This is a genomic window from Rhodoferax sp. (assembly GCF_028688795.1).
Taxonomy (GTDB): domain Bacteria; phylum Pseudomonadota; class Gammaproteobacteria; order Burkholderiales; family Burkholderiaceae_C; genus Rhodoferax.
On sequence record NZ_JAQTXM010000005.1, the window covers coordinates 1 to 14,055 of the forward strand.

Consider the following 14,055-nt stretch of genomic DNA (forward strand, 5'->3'; position numbering starts at 1 on the left):
GTACGGCTTCTTCGATGGCGATTTCGTCAAATGGGTTCATGCTCATTTTGACGTTGGCGGTGTCTACAGCCGTGTTGTCCGACTTGACGCGGACCTTCACGTTGTAGTCCACCACGCGTTTGACTGCGACGAGAATTTTCATTTCAAAAGCTCCTTCAAATTCAGAATGCGGCAATGCCAGTGATGGCGCGGCCCAGAATCAGCGCGTGAATGTCGTGGGTGCCCTCGTAGGTGTTGACTACTTCCAGGTTCACCAAATGGCGGGCGACACCAAACTCGTCACTGATGCCATTGCCGCCCATCATGTCGCGGGCTAGGCGGGCAATGTCCAGCGCCTTGCCGCAACTGTTGCGCTTCAGGACCGAGGTGATTTCGACCGAGGCCGTACCTTCGTCTTTCATGCGACCCAGGCGCAGGCAACCTTGCAGGCCGAGCGAAATATCGGTCAACATGTCGGCCAGTTTCTTTTGAATCAATTGGTTGGCCGCCAGTGGTTTGCCAAACTGCTTGCGGTCCATCACATACTGACGGGCGCGCATGAAACAGTCTTCTGCCGCACCCAGCGCGCCCCAGGCGATGCCGTAGCGGGCCGAGTTCAAACAAGTGAACGGGCCTTTGAGGCCTTGTACTTGAGGAAACGCGTTTTCTTCAGGGCAGAACACACCGTCCATGACGATTTCACCGGTGATGCTGGCGCGCAGACCGACCTTGCCGTGAATGGCAGGGGCACTCAAACCCTTCATGCCTTTGTCCAGCACAAAACCGCGAATCGGGCCAACCGTGCCGGTCTCACTCACTTCTTTGGCCCAGACCACAAACACGTCGGCAATCGGGCTGTTGGAAATCCACATCTTGCTGCCTGACAGCTTGTAGCCGCCGGCCACCTTGTGGGCGCGTGTTGCCATGGAGCCAGGGTCGGAACCGTGATCCGGCTCGGTCAGGCCGAAGCAGCCAATCCACTCGCCGGTGGCCAACTTGGGCAGGTATTTTTGGCGCTGAGCCTCGGTGCCGAATTCAAAAATTGGCACCATCACCAACGAGCTTTGCACACTCATCATAGAGCGGTAACCGCTGTCGACACGCTCAACTTCGCGGGCAATCAAACCGTAGGCCACGTAGTTCAGGCCGGGGCCACCATATTGCTCTGGAATGGTGGGGCCGAGCAGGCCCAGTTCACCCATTTCGCGAAAGATGGCGGGGTCGGTGCTGCCCTCCCGAAACGCCTGCGTCACGCGCGGCAGCAGCTTGTCCTGGCTGTAAGCAAAGGCAGCATCGCGCACCATGCGTTCGTCGTCACTGAGTTGCTGGTCCAGAAGAAAGGTGTCTTGCCAGTTGAATGTCGCGTGCGCCATGAAAGGTCTCCGATTGAAAATAGAAAAGCAGGAAAGGTTCTCCCTGGCGGGAGAACCAAAAGTCAAATTACATCTTGCACAAAGGTGATGCGGGCGGGGTCAGGCTGGCATCAAAGGTTTGCTCGACCACCTGGCGCAACGCACCGTCCACCGTTTTGACACGACCCACATAGTTGGGCAGCACCAACTGGTTATCAGCCGCACGCAAAGCCACCTTGCCGTAAATAGTGTCCAGGGTGACGTTCTGACGCAGGGCGTTGGTCACGTCAGCGGGCTTGACACTTTTGGCCAGCTTCACACCCTCAAAAATGACCTGGACGCCGTTGTAGGCCTGGCCTTCCACGTCGGTGGGCAGACGGTTGAATTTGGCCTTAAACGACTTCACAAAATCTTTGTTGCGTGGGTTGTCCAGATCCGGCGAGTAGCCCAGGTTGCCCGGCACACCTTCGTAAAACTTGCCAACCGCGTTGATCATGAAGTTGGACAGCATGGCGTGGGTCAGCAGCGGGGTTTTGAGGTTGAACTCGGCGGCCTGCTTCATGAACGCAATGGCGTCACGGCCCACCTCAGCCACCCATATCGCGTCCACGTTGGCGGCCTTGAGTTGCGCCAGGTAGGGTGAGAAGTCTTTGGTGCCCAGCGGCACGTACAAGCTCAGCGGCACTTTTTTGCCTTGGGCTTCCATGGCTTTCTTGAACGACTCGGCCGAGTCACGGCCCCAGACGTAGTCGGCGCCAAGGGTGGCAAAGCTGTTGCCCTTGATGGTCTTGGCCCACTCCTTGATCATGGCGATGTCCATGGCATCGGAGTGGTTGGTGCGAATGGCGCGCGCCTTGCAACTGTCGGTGGTGATCTTGTCGGATTTGGAAGCCTGCACAAAGTAGGCGGCATCCCAGCGGTCCAGGTTTTGCATGATGGCCAGGGAGATGGACGAGGGCACCGCGCCAATCAGCAGGTTGTAGCCGTCGCGGGACAGTTTCTCGGCCACGCGGCGCCCGGCATCGGGCGTGCTCTCGTCGTCAGCCTCGGACAACTCGACCTTGCGGCCATCGACACCGCCCTTGGCGTTGGCTTCTTCGACGGCAAATTTGATGGCGCTGATGACTTCGCCACCCTGCTCGGCGAAGACGCCGGACTTGGACGACACCAAGCCGACTTTGACTGGGTCTTTGGCTTGGGCCTGTGCCGCCATGGGCAAGGCTGCGGCCAGGGTCAGGGCGGCGAGCGTGCGTTGCAGGGGTTTTAGTTTGAACATGTTGTTGTCTCCAGATTGATTTAAATTCGCCGGAATCGGTCCGACAACCGCTACTTTCACGAAAAAAATCAGCTCAAACCATGATGTGGCTCTCAAGGTTGAGCAGGCTCTCGCGGGTGTTCACCACCCGTCCTTGCGCCACCACGGCACCTTTGGCCATGGCGCAATAACGCTCGGCTACACGCACCACCAGGCTCATGTTTTGCTCGATCAGCAACAAGGCGGTGCCCTGACTTGCCACCAGGTTGAAGATGTCCGCCAGCTGGTCCACGATGACCGGTGCCAGGCCCTCGGTGGGCTCGTCGAGCAAGATCAGACTGGGGTTGGCCATCAGGGCTCGCCCCACGGCTAGCATCTGCTGCTGCCCACCTGATAGCGCCGTGCCGGGGGTGTGGGCGCGCTCTTGCAGAATGGGAAACAGCTTGTAGATTTCCGGCACATTCCAGGGGCCTTTGCGGCCAACGGCAGCGCCTAGCAGCAGGTTTTCTTCTACCGACAAATTAGCCACAATGCGCCGACCTTGCGGCACCACCACCACGCCGTGCTGAGCCGCCACGTAGGGGCGCGGCTTTTTCAGTGCGTAGGAACCCAGATGGATTTGTCCGCTGCGCAGTGTGGCCAGCCCCAAAATAGTGTTGACCACCGTGCTTTTGCCGACACCATTGCGGCCAATCAAGGCGACGCGTTCACCGGCATTCACCGTTAAATCCAGGTCATACAGAATGTGCGCCGAGCCATAAAAGGCGTTGACCTGCTCAAGCTTTAATAACACTGTCATGCTGCGCTCCCGAGATAAGCGGTGCGCACCCTGGGGTCCGCCCGCACAGCGGCGGGTTCGCCCGTGGCAATCACGCGACCAAGTTCAAACACCGTCACCACATCCGAAATACCAAACACCACATCCATGTCGTGCTCCACCAACAGCACCGACACGTCCCAGCGCGCGGTCAACGCCTGCAAGTGTTTGGCCAGATCGTGTGATTCTTTGACCGACAGACCGGCCATGGGCTCGTCCAGCAGCAAGACGGCCGGGCGGCCCACCAGCGCCAGCGCCAAATCCAGGCGGCGCTGCTCGCCATAACCCAGGTCGGCGGCCACGGAGTGGCTCAGGTGCATCAGGTCAAGTTCCTCCAGGATGGCATCGGCGTCCGCCCCGGAATCAGCCACGCCCATCTTGTAAGAAGCCAGCTCGACCTGCTGGCGCACCATCATTTGCTCAAAAATACTGGTGCGCTGAAAGCTGCGCGACAAGCCCCGTTGCCGGCGCTCGGTCGGCCCCAGGTCGGTGACATCCACACCCGCCAGCAACACCTTGCCACGGGTCAGCCGCACACGGCCGGTGATGGCATCAATGACGGTGGACTTGCCAGCACCATTAGGACCAATCAAGCCGTGGATCTCGCCGCGCTTGAGGCTCAATGCCACCCCATCGACCGCTTTGACCCCACCGTAGTGGATGGCCACATCCTGTGCATCAAGCACCAGTTCGTTATTTGACGTGTTCATTCAATGCCCCAGTGTCCTGGCCAGCGCGCCGGGTTGGGATTTCCCCTGGACCAATTTCGCCAGCGCCCCGGCAATGCCGGTCGGTGAAAAAACGATGACCACAATCAAGGTGATGCCGAAGATGGCCATCCAGTGGCTGGCATAGTGGCCCAGAATGTCTTTGGCCAAAAAGTACACCACGGCACCCAAGGCAGGCCCCCACAACACCTTGTGCCCACCCACCACCACCATCATCAGCGCCACCCCGGATAGGCTCCAATGCAGGTTTTCCGGCGAGACAAAACCGGTGTTCAAGGCCGACAGCAAGCCTGCCACACCGGTCACGGTAGCGGACAGTGCATACACTGCAGCCCGTGGCAGCAAGGTGCGGATGCCAATGAAGCGGGCACGCTCCTCGTTGTCACGCACGGCTTCGGTGATGCTGCCAAAACGTGTGCGCAGCAGCAGTGAGAGCAACAGCAACACCACCACCAGGGTCACCCAGCAGATCAGAAACATCATGTCCGGCTTGACCAGTCTTGACATCTCCATACCAAACAGCGCGGACGGCCATTCAATGCCCATGCCATCGGCGCCGCCAGTGAGTCCGCGTGAGCGGGAGGCGGTCAGGTAAAACATCTGCCCGATGGCCAGCGTCAACATGCCAAAGGCAATACCCGGCACCCGCACAATCACCAAGCCCATGACAAACGCCACCGCAGTCAGCACCAGCAGGGTGACCAGAATGGCGGCTTCGGCGGGCATGGCTTTCAGTTGCAGCAAGATGCCAACGACGTAGCCCGCCGAGCCAAAAAACAAGGCGTGGCCAAAACTGACCATACCGTTTTGCCGCAGCAGCAGCCCAACACCAATGGCAAACACCGCGTAGATGATGGCCTGTGTCAACAGGGACAACAGGTTGGCGGAGCCTCCAAGTGTCATGCCGACACCCAGCGCCAGGGCCACGACGGTGCTTACACCGATTCGTTGAATAGACATGGTTGGCTACTTTCTTATGTACGGCTGCCGGCAAGCCCGGCGGGCTTCCAGATCAGGATGGCAACCATCAGCGCAAAAGGCAGCATGGCGGCCAAGTCAGGCAAATACACGGCACCCACCGCCTGGATCATCCCCAGCACCATCGCCGCCACAAAAGCACCGGCCAGCGAGCCCAGACCACCAATCACCACCACCACGAACGAATCGATGATCACGTCGCTGCTCATGGACGGCGACAAGGACAAGAAGGGCGCGGCAACCACACCGGCCAAGCCAGCCAGCGCGGTACCCAAACCCACGACACCGGCGCTGAGCAGGTCGGTATTCACGCCCTGCATGGCGGTGGTGGTGGGGTCGGTGCTGGCAGCCCGCACAAACAGTCCGATCTTGGAGTAACGCAGCCACAGACTCAGGCCCAGGGCGACGAACGCACCGACACCAATCACCGCAATGCGATAGGCCGGCACCGGTGTGCCGAACAAGTCCACCGTGACGTTGAGCGCCTCTGGCGCAGACATCGAGAAGTTGTTTTTGCCCCAGACCGTCAGGACAAAGTCTTCAATCACCAGCAACAGGCCAAACGTGACCAGCACCACACTCAAGGGGTCACGGTCTTGCAGCAGCCGAAAACCGTAGCGGTCCAGCAGCACGCCCAGCACCGCCATGATGGCTGGCGCGGCCACCAGTGCCACCCAAAAGTTGCTGTAACCCGCGATGGTGTAGCCCAAATAGGCCCCCAGCATGTATAGCGAGCCGTGCGCAAAATTCACCACGCGGCGCAAGCCGTAGATCAAGGCCAGGCCCGAGCACATCACGATCAGCAATGCGCCATAGACTAGGCCGTTAAATATATTGATGGTCAACACAGCGTGTCTCCTTGTTTTTGAATGAAATGGCTCAGGCGCAAGCCGACTCTGCCACTGGCCGCAGCGTGGATTCAGGGGCACCAAACGCTGTCCAGCCGCCATCGACTGGCAGCACGGCACCCGTGATGTAGCTGGCTCTGGACGACCCGAGGAAAACAATCGCTTCGGCAATTTCTGCCGGGGCTGCCATGCGCCCCAACGGGGTCCGGTGGGCGATGGCCTTGGCATCCAGCGCACCTTGGCGTTCCAGCGCGTTGACCAGGTCGGTACGCACATAACCCGGTGCCACCGCGTTGACACGAATGCCGTCGCGCGCCCATTCACTTGCCATGGCACGTGTCATGCCAACAATGCCGGCCTTGGCGGCGCTGTAGGCATTGCGCGCAGGCAGGCCGGTGCTGCTGGCAATGGAGCCCAGATTGACAATGCTGCCGCGCTCGCCAGTGGCGCAGGGCGCCGCCCCAAGCATGACCCGGGCAACCGCCTGGCTCGTCAGAAAGGTGCCACGCAGGTGAACTGCCAGCACCCGGTCAAAGGCTTCGACGTTTTGCACAACGGTGGCGCCGGTTTGGTCACCGATGCCTGCGTTGTTTACCAAGGCGTCGATGCGGCCAAAGGCGGACACCACGGTTGCGATCGCCGCAGTGACACTGGATTCGCTGGTCACATCACACATCAAGCCGACGTGCGCTTGACCCAGCTCGGTGGCGCGGGCCTGAACGGCTTCCAGGCTTAGGTCAAGCAGCGCCACGCGGTAGCCCTCTTGCGCCCACCTTTGCGCGGTGGCCCAACCGATGCCATTGGCGGCACCGGTAACTACAGCCACCTTGTTCATTCGAGTGTCCATCGTGCTTGTCTCCTGGTGCTCAGGCCGCAAACGTTTTGGCCGATTCACGCAACTTGAACTTTTGCAGCTTGCCACTGGGTGTTTTGGGCAAGTCTTCCATGAGTTCAAGGCGCTCGGGGTGGTATTGGCGGGTAACCTGGTTCTCGGACAGGTAGCGGCTCATTTCCTCCAGTGAGAAGCTGTGGCCGGGCTTGACCGTGACAAAGGCGCAGGCTTTCTCACCCAGGCGTGCATCGGGGAAACCCACAATGGCGACCATGGCCACGGCAGGATGTTTGTAAAGCAGGTTTTCAACCTCCATCACAGGTATGTTTTCACCGCCCCGAATGATGATGTCCTTGCTGCGGCCATTGATGCGCACATATCCGTCGGCGTCCAGAAAAGCCATGTCGCCGGTGTCAAACCAGCCATCTGCATCGGTGGCGTTCAGATGCGGGCGCTTCAGGTACCCACCAAATAGCGAGTTGCCGCGCACCCACAGGCTGCCGGTATGGCCGGTTGGCAGTGGTTTGCCGTCAATATCCACCACTTTCAGTTCAATGCCAGGCAACGCACGCCCATCGGTACTGCCTGATTTTTCGTTGGTACGCGTGGGCTCGGTGATGGTCACGGCTCCGCATTCGGTCATGCCCCAGGCCGAACTCACGGCCAAGCCCAAGACCCTGCGAGCGCGTTCAATCAGCACAGGCGGAATCGGTGCTCCCGCGCAGCAGAAATTGGCAAATCGGGGCGACACCGGACCACCGGCTTCGGCCGCGCTGCACAAGTCTGCGACAAAGGGGCTTGATGCCATGCTGAAGGTGATGCCCTCAGCGCGGATCAGGTCGAGGGCCTGCTTGGGCTCCCAGATATCTTGCAGCACCGTGGTGGCGTTCAGGATCAGAGGGATCATCGCCAGGTAGCCAAAACCGGTCAGGTGCGCCATGGGCGAGGCACCCAGGACCACGTCTTTTTGACTCAAGCAGTAGGCATCAATGAAACCATGCAGGTTGGCAAACAAGGTGTTGGAGGTGTGCATCACCCCCTTGGGTTCACCCGTGGTGCCGGAGGTGTACATCAATAGCAACACGTCATCAGGTGCCAGGCCTGGGTCGTTGAGTGCGGGTGCGTGGTCGCGCTGCAGCAGGGACTCGAAACTGTTGGCGCTTTCACCACCCAACACGACCAGATGCTGGAGAAAGGGCAGGTCAGCTCGCATGCCATTCAACATGGCTTCATAGTCAAACCCCTTGTAGGTCTTGGGTACGATCATGACCTTGGCCTCACCAAAATCGAGCATGAACTTGAGCTCCCGCTGGCGGAAGATCGGCATGATTGGATTGGCCACGGCACCAATGCGTGCGCAGGCCAAGGCCAACGCGATGAACTCCCACCAGTTGGGCAGTTGCCAGCTCACCACGTCGCCGTGACCCACGCCAAGTGCCTTCAGGCCGCGCGCAATGCGGTCCACCTGCACATCGAGGGCCTGGTAGGTGAGGCGGATCGGCTGGGTCAAGTCACTGCGGTAAGCCACCACAGCTTCATGTTCGGGGAAGTTTTTCAAGGCCTGGGCCATGAAGTGGTTGATGGTCTGGTTACGCCAAAAGCCCGCGGCCGTCATGGCGGCTTGTCGGGGCTGGATTAAAACGGGGTTGAATTCCATTGAGAGTCTCCTTGGGTCATTAGGGCTGGCGCAGTTTTTTTCTCGCTGCTAACCACGATGTACGACAATGTATTTCCATACTAAATTTTTTACAAGTGGTTTTCGAATAAATTATGAAGGCGTTTCTAGGTGTTTTCCCTTGGTAAATCAACAAGTAGGCGCTTATATAGCGATGAAATCTGATGCACCAAGAAATATTTTAAGTAAACATATTGACATGATTTAAATTTTCTTCTTAAACTGCACGCACTCAATTAACAAGGAGATTGCAGTGGACTTCAACCTCAGTGACGACCAGCAAGCGCTGGTCGATAGCGCCCGCCGATTTGCCGTGCAAAAGCTGGCCCCCGGCTACAAGGTGGGTGACAAGACCGGTCGTGTCGACCGTGCCATGGTGAAGGCCATGGGCGACATGGGCTTTCTTGGCCCCGAGTTGCCCGAGGCCTACGGTGGCTTGGGTGTGGACTGCGTCACAAGCGGCCTGCTACTGGAGCAAATCGCTTACGGCGACTTCAACATGTCATACATCAACCTGCTGACCTCACTGTGTGGGCAGATCATTGCCACCCATGCCCAAGAGTATTTGAAAGAGCGCTGGCTAAAACCGATTTTGGCCGGCGACAAGATGGTGGCCATTGCCTTGACCGAGCCCAGTGCCGGCTCGGATGCCGCCCGTCTGAAACTCAAGGCAGTGCGAGATGGCGACCACTTTGTCATCAACGGTGAAAAGACCTCAATTTCATTGGCCGACCAGTCCGACGTGGCGGTGGTGTTTGCCCGCACCGGCACCGACAAAGACGGCGCCAAAGGCATTAGCGCCTTCTTGGTGCCGATGGATCTGCCCGGCCTGACGCGCACCGCGTTTGACGACGTGGGCACGCGCGCAGTCGGCCGTGGCTCGATCTTTTTTGACAACGTGCGTGTGCCCGCTGACCACATGTTGGGCGACGAAGGCAAGGGCTTCATCCAGGTGATGCAGGGTTTTGACTACAGCCGCGCGCTGATTGGTTTGCAGTGTCTGGGTGTGGCGCGCGCCTCGCTGGATGAAAGCTGGGAATACGCCAAGACCCGTGAAACCTTTGGCCTGCCGATCATTGAGCGCCAGGGGGTGAGCTTTCCGCTGGCTGAAGGCGAAACCTACATTGAATCACTGCGCTGGCACTGTTTGCGCACGCTGTGGCTCAAGGACAACCACAAACCGCACACGGCCGAGGCCGCCATGTGCAAATGGTGGGGCCCCAAACTGGCCTGCGAAATCATTCACCAGTGCCTGCTGACGCACGGCCACGGCGGTTATGCCAGTGACTACGCCTTTGCGCAGCGTTACCGGGACGTGATGGGCCTGCAGATTGGCGATGGCACTGCCAACATCATGAAGATGATCATCGCCCGCGAAAAGTCTGGCATGCGCCTGACTTAAAGCTTGGACATGTTGGTTTGGAGCTTGGTGAAGTAGTGAATGAACGCCAGCCGGTCATCAAACGACAGGTCTTTCAGGGCCGCGTCGTAAAAGCTGTGAATGGGGTCCTGCAGCTTGGTCCACAGCGTTTGGCCCTGCGCACTGAGTTTGACTTTGCGCGAGCGGCGGTCGTCCTCGCTGGTGCCGCGCTCAATCAGGCCATCACGCTCCAACCGGGACAAGAGGCCGGTGAGGTTTTGCCGACTCACCAGCAAAAACCGCGACAAGTCGCCAATCGACATGCCGTCTTGCACCTGCGGACGCGACAGCGCCCCAAGTACCGACCACTGTTGTGTGGTGACCCCGAATTCTTCAACGGCCTGTGTGCCCTTGGTGTGCAGGGTGTTTGCCACTTGAAACAGGCGAAAAAACAGCCGGTTGTTGATTTCGTGAATCGCGTGATTTTTCTCGGTGCGCAGATCAGGCATGGGATGGTTTGGCAAACAAAGAAGACGGTCATCGTAAGCGATGACTTGTTGCAGGCAGCAATTTTTTGAATTTTTAACAGGAGAAAAGTAATGCGTGGATTGAAAGACAAAGTGGTTGTAGTCACCGGCGGCGGTGGCGGCATTGGCGGCGCAACCTGCAACCGGTTTGCAGCCGAAGGTGCCAAAGTGGCCGTGTTCGACATGAACCTGGAGGCCGCCCAAAAGGTGGTGGACACCATCACGGCCGCAGGTGGCAGCGCTGCCGCTTTCAAGTGCGACATCACCGACCGCGCCCAAGTTGATGCTGCAGTGGCCGCCACCGAAGCACAATTCGGCCCCATTGCCGTGCTGGTGAACAACGCCGGCTGGGATGTGTTCAAGCCCTTTGTCAAAACCGTGCCCACTGAGTGGGAACGACTAATCGCCATTAACCTGACCGGTGCGCTGCACATGCTGCATGCGGTGCTGCCCGGCATGGCCGAGCGCAAATATGGTCGCATCGTCAACGTGGCCTCGGACGCGGCACGCGGCGGTTCCTCCGGCGAAGCCGTTTATTCCGCCTGCAAGGGCGGCCTGGTGGCATTAAGCAAGACGCTGGCGCGTGAACATGCGCGCCAAAGCATCACGGTGAACGTGGTCTGCCCCGGCCCGACCGACACCGCCTTGCTGGCCGGTGTGGCCGAAGGCGCGCGCGACCCCGCCAAGCTGATCGAAGCTTTCCGCAGCGCCATCCCGCTGGGCCGTCTGGGCCAGGGCGACGATCTGGCCAGCGCCATTGCCTTCTTTGGCAGCGATGACGCCGCCTTCATCACCGGCCAAGTCATCAGCGTGTCGGGCGGCTTGACCATGGTTGGCTAATTATTAAAAATGATAGCTACTTGCGCTTTTATAACGGGCGATAGAGGCTAATTTCATATAAAAATTGTTGCTCACTGTATTTCGATTCATCATTTAAGGAACTCACATGGAACTCCAAGCAGCGGTCTACACCGACATTCTCTACACCAAGCTTGACGGCATTGCCACCATCACCATCAACCGGCCCAAGGCCTACAACGCCTTCACCGCCAACACCTGCGAGGAAATGATCCATGCGTTCAAGGACGCGGACTATGACCGCAGCATTGGCGTGGTGGTGCTGACCGGCGCGGGCGAAAAAGCCTTTTGCACCGGCGGCGACCAGGGCACACAAGACGGCGGCTACGGCGGCCGTGGTGTGATCGGTTTGCCGATTGAAGAGCTGCAAAGCGCCATTCGTGACTGCAACAAACCTGTAATCGCCCGTGTCAACGGTTTTGCCATTGGCGGCGGCAATGTGTTAGTGACGATTTGCGACCTGGCCATTGCGTCAGAAAACGCGCAACTCGGCCAGGCTGGCCCACGTGTTGGCTCAGTCGACCCAGGTTTTGGCACTGCCTTGCTGGCCCGTGTGGTGGGTGAGAAAAAAGCCCGCGAAATCTGGTACCTGTGCCGCCGCTATACAGCACACGAAGCGCTGGCCATGGGCCTAGTTAACTGCGTGGTGCCAATGGATCAACTGGATGCCGAAGTGAAGAAGTGGTGCGACGAAATCGTGGAAAAGAGCCCGACCGCCATTGCTCTGGCCAAAAAATCCTTCAATGTCGATACCGAAATGATCCGTGGCATGGGCGGCTTGGCCATGCACGCGCTCAAGCTGTACTACGAAAGCCCGGAGTCGGCTGAAGGTGGCAACGCCTTCCGCGAAAAGCGCAAGCCCGAGTTCCGTAAACACGTCAAGTAAAACACCAGGCCACCGGAGACCACCATGATCAGAGACCCAGAAACCCTCACCCTCTTGCTCGACACCATCAGCCGTTTTGTGCGTGAGAAACTGGTGCCGATGGAAGCCCATGTGGCTGAGACGGACCAGATTCCTGACGATATCGTGCAAGACATGAAGGACATGGGTCTCTTTGGCATGTCGATCCCGGAAATCTACGGTGGCATGGGCCTGACCATGGAAGAAGAAGTTTTGGCCGGTTTTGAAGTGGCCAAAACCTCACCCGCCTTTCGCTCCATGTTTGCCACCAACAATGGCATTGGCGCGCAAGGCATCGTGCTGGATGGCACCGAGGCACAAAAGCAGCATTACCTACCGAAGATTGCCACCGGCGAAATCATTGGTTCGTTTGCCCTGACCGAGCCTGACAGCGGCTCGGATGCCGCCAGCCTGCGCACCATGGCGGTCAAAGACGGCGACTTTTATGTCATCAATGGAACGAAGCGTTACATCACCAACGCGCCCGAAGCCGGCATTTTCACGGTGATGGCGCGGACCGACAAGGAGCGCAAAGGCTCCAGCGGCATCTCGGCCTTCATTGTTGAGAAAGGCACACCCGGTTTGTCACTGGGCAACATCGACAAAAAAATGGGCCAAAAAGGCGCCCACACCTGCGACGTGATTTTTGAGAACGTTCGTATTCCCGCCGCCAATTTGATTGGCGGCACAGAAGGCGTGGGCTTCAAAACCGCCATGAAGGTGCTGGACAAAGGCCGCCTGAACATTGCCGCCGCCAGCACGGGTGCAGCCGAGCGCATGCTGACTGATGCCCTGCGTTATGCCCGTGAACGCAAGCAGTTTGGCAAACCGATTGGCGAATTTCAGCTGATCCAGGCCATGCTGGCCGACAGCCACGCCGACATTTATGCGGCCCGTTGTATGGTGATTGATGCCGCCCGCAAGCGCGACGAAGGCCGCGATGTGGGCACCGAGGCTGCTTGCGCCAAGATGTTTGCCTCTGAAATGTGTGGCCGCGTGGCTGACCGCGCCGTGCAGATTTTTGGCGGTGCCGGTTACTTGGTCGAATACGGCATTGAGCGTTTTTACCGCGACGTGCGCCTGTTCCGCATTTACGAAGGCACCACCCAGATCCAGCAATTGGTGATTGCCCGTAACCTGCTGCGCGAAGGCGGGCAGTAAGTTGCCACTGCCTGCGCCAGAGGCCAGAACCCCGCTGCACACCCGCACCACGGTGTTTCGGGGCTTTCGGCGGCACGACCAGTTGTGGGACATTGAAGGCGAATTGCTCGACATCAAGGCCAAAGTGCTGCCGATTCCAGGCGAAGACGCTATCTCCCCCGGTGAGCCGCTGCACGGCATGGCGATCCGGGTCACGATTGACGACCAATTCGTCATCCACGCCATCAATGTCACGATGGACGCCACGCCGCACCGTGAATGTCCGCAGGCCCAAGCCAGCATGCAATCCATGGTGGGTTGCACCATGGGCCGCGGATGGCGCCAGGCGATCGAACACAACCTGGGCGGCATCTGTGGCTGCACCCACCTGCGTGAGCTGCTGTTCAACATGGCCACCGTCGCCTTTCAGACGCTGGCGAACGAACTGGCCGACGACAATTCACAGCACCCACCACCGTTTTTTGGCACCTGCAGCACCTGGGATTTCAACGGCCCGGTGGTGGCACGGCTTTATCCGCAGTTTGTGGGCTGGCAGCCAGGGACAAAAACCGCTGCCAAACCCCTAAGTAACAGGTGCGAGTTGGTGACCGCGGGGCTGCATTCCTGAGGCGTATTTACTCTCAAAAAGAGAGCTTCTTACGCTTAATATAAAAGGGCTATAGGTCAAAATCATTATAAATTTTCACGGAATAACTTTGTTGAAGCGGGTGGGTGGTGAAAGGTCACTTTTGACCTTTCATTGCCGCCAGCAAGATCAGGGCAATGCCCGTGCCCTGGTGGT

At 58.7% G+C, this 14,055-nt stretch carries 14 protein-coding genes and 1 pseudogene; 5 read left to right on the top strand and 10 right to left on the bottom strand.

The features are described from left to right. From PHQ58_RS05185 to aliA, 9 genes and pseudogenes are all read right to left on the bottom strand, one after another. Positions 1 to 142 (bottom strand): annotated as a pseudogene (locus PHQ58_RS05185) (electron transfer flavoprotein subunit beta/FixA family protein); the annotation flags it as partial. 19 nt (positions 143 to 161) lie between these two features. Beyond that, positions 162 to 1,352 carry an acyl-CoA dehydrogenase gene (locus tag PHQ58_RS05190; RefSeq protein WP_300107938.1) on the bottom strand — a complete coding sequence of 397 codons (1,191 nt, stop codon included), beginning with the start codon at positions 1,350 to 1,352 and terminating at the stop codon, positions 162 to 164. A gap of 67 nt (positions 1,353 to 1,419) precedes the next feature. Continuing rightward, on the bottom strand, positions 1,420 to 2,607 hold the full coding sequence (locus PHQ58_RS05195; protein ID WP_300107941.1) for an ABC transporter substrate-binding protein: 1,188 nt from the start codon (positions 2,605 to 2,607) through the stop codon (positions 1,420 to 1,422). 73 nt (positions 2,608 to 2,680) lie between these two features. Next, positions 2,681 to 3,385, bottom strand: coding sequence for an ABC transporter ATP-binding protein (locus PHQ58_RS05200; protein ID WP_300107943.1), 705 nt, complete (start codon positions 3,383 to 3,385; stop codon positions 2,681 to 2,683). Further along, entirely contained in the window at positions 3,382 to 4,113 is a 732-nt protein-coding gene (locus PHQ58_RS05205) for an ABC transporter ATP-binding protein (RefSeq protein ID WP_300107946.1), read from the bottom strand. The genes PHQ58_RS05200 and PHQ58_RS05205 overlap by 4 nt, the downstream gene beginning before the upstream one ends. Next, positions 4,114 to 5,091 carry a branched-chain amino acid ABC transporter permease gene (locus tag PHQ58_RS05210; RefSeq protein WP_300107949.1) on the bottom strand — a complete coding sequence of 326 codons (978 nt, stop codon included), beginning with the start codon at positions 5,089 to 5,091 and terminating at the stop codon, positions 4,114 to 4,116. A 14-nt stretch (positions 5,092 to 5,105) separates the two neighbouring features. Next, positions 5,106 to 5,957, bottom strand: a complete 852-nt coding sequence (locus PHQ58_RS05215) for a branched-chain amino acid ABC transporter permease (RefSeq protein ID WP_300107952.1) — start codon at positions 5,955 to 5,957, stop codon at positions 5,106 to 5,108. A gap of 31 nt (positions 5,958 to 5,988) precedes the next feature. Continuing rightward, a complete protein-coding gene (locus PHQ58_RS05220) occupies positions 5,989 to 6,804 on the bottom strand; it encodes an SDR family oxidoreductase (RefSeq protein WP_300107957.1) in 816 nt (271 codons plus the stop codon). Positions 6,805 to 6,823: 19 nt separating this feature from the next. Then, complete coding sequence (gene aliA / locus PHQ58_RS05225) at positions 6,824 to 8,446, bottom strand: cyclohexanecarboxylate-CoA ligase (protein WP_300107960.1); 1,623 nt, start codon at positions 8,444 to 8,446, stop codon at positions 6,824 to 6,826. A gap of 271 nt (positions 8,447 to 8,717) precedes the next feature. Between aliA and aliB the strand changes: the two genes are divergently transcribed. Beyond that, positions 8,718 to 9,866, top strand: coding sequence for a cyclohexanecarboxyl-CoA dehydrogenase (gene aliB / locus PHQ58_RS05230; protein ID WP_300107962.1), 1,149 nt, complete (start codon positions 8,718 to 8,720; stop codon positions 9,864 to 9,866). Here the strand turns inward: aliB and PHQ58_RS05235 are convergent. Beyond that, positions 9,863 to 10,333 carry a MarR family winged helix-turn-helix transcriptional regulator gene (locus PHQ58_RS05235; RefSeq protein WP_300107965.1) on the bottom strand — a complete coding sequence of 157 codons (471 nt, stop codon included), beginning with the start codon at positions 10,331 to 10,333 and terminating at the stop codon, positions 9,863 to 9,865. The two genes, aliB and PHQ58_RS05235, sit on opposite strands and share 4 nt — an antisense overlap. A 90-nt stretch (positions 10,334 to 10,423) precedes the next feature. Here PHQ58_RS05235 and badH point away from each other — a divergent pair, with 90 nt between their 5' ends. The 4 genes from badH (at position 10,424) to PHQ58_RS05255 (ending at position 13,881) form a co-directional block, all read left to right on the top strand. Then, complete coding sequence (gene badH, locus PHQ58_RS05240; RefSeq protein ID WP_300107967.1) at positions 10,424 to 11,191, top strand: 2-hydroxycyclohexanecarboxyl-CoA dehydrogenase; 768 nt, start codon at positions 10,424 to 10,426, stop codon at positions 11,189 to 11,191. Positions 11,192 to 11,297: 106 nt separating this feature from the next. Next, a complete protein-coding gene (gene badI, locus PHQ58_RS05245) occupies positions 11,298 to 12,095 on the top strand; it encodes a 2-ketocyclohexanecarboxyl-CoA hydrolase (RefSeq protein ID WP_300107970.1) in 798 nt (265 codons plus the stop codon). A gap of 24 nt (positions 12,096 to 12,119) precedes the next feature. Continuing rightward, the gene (locus tag PHQ58_RS05250) at positions 12,120 to 13,274 is read left to right on the top strand and encodes an acyl-CoA dehydrogenase family protein (RefSeq protein ID WP_300107973.1); all 1,155 of its coding nucleotides are present in this window, start codon (positions 12,120 to 12,122) and stop codon (positions 13,272 to 13,274) included. A 1-nt stretch (position 13,275) separates the two neighbouring features. Next, positions 13,276 to 13,881, top strand: coding sequence for a DUF2889 domain-containing protein (locus PHQ58_RS05255; protein WP_300107976.1), 606 nt, complete (start codon positions 13,276 to 13,278; stop codon positions 13,879 to 13,881). Positions 13,882 to 14,055: the final 174 nt, after the last annotated feature.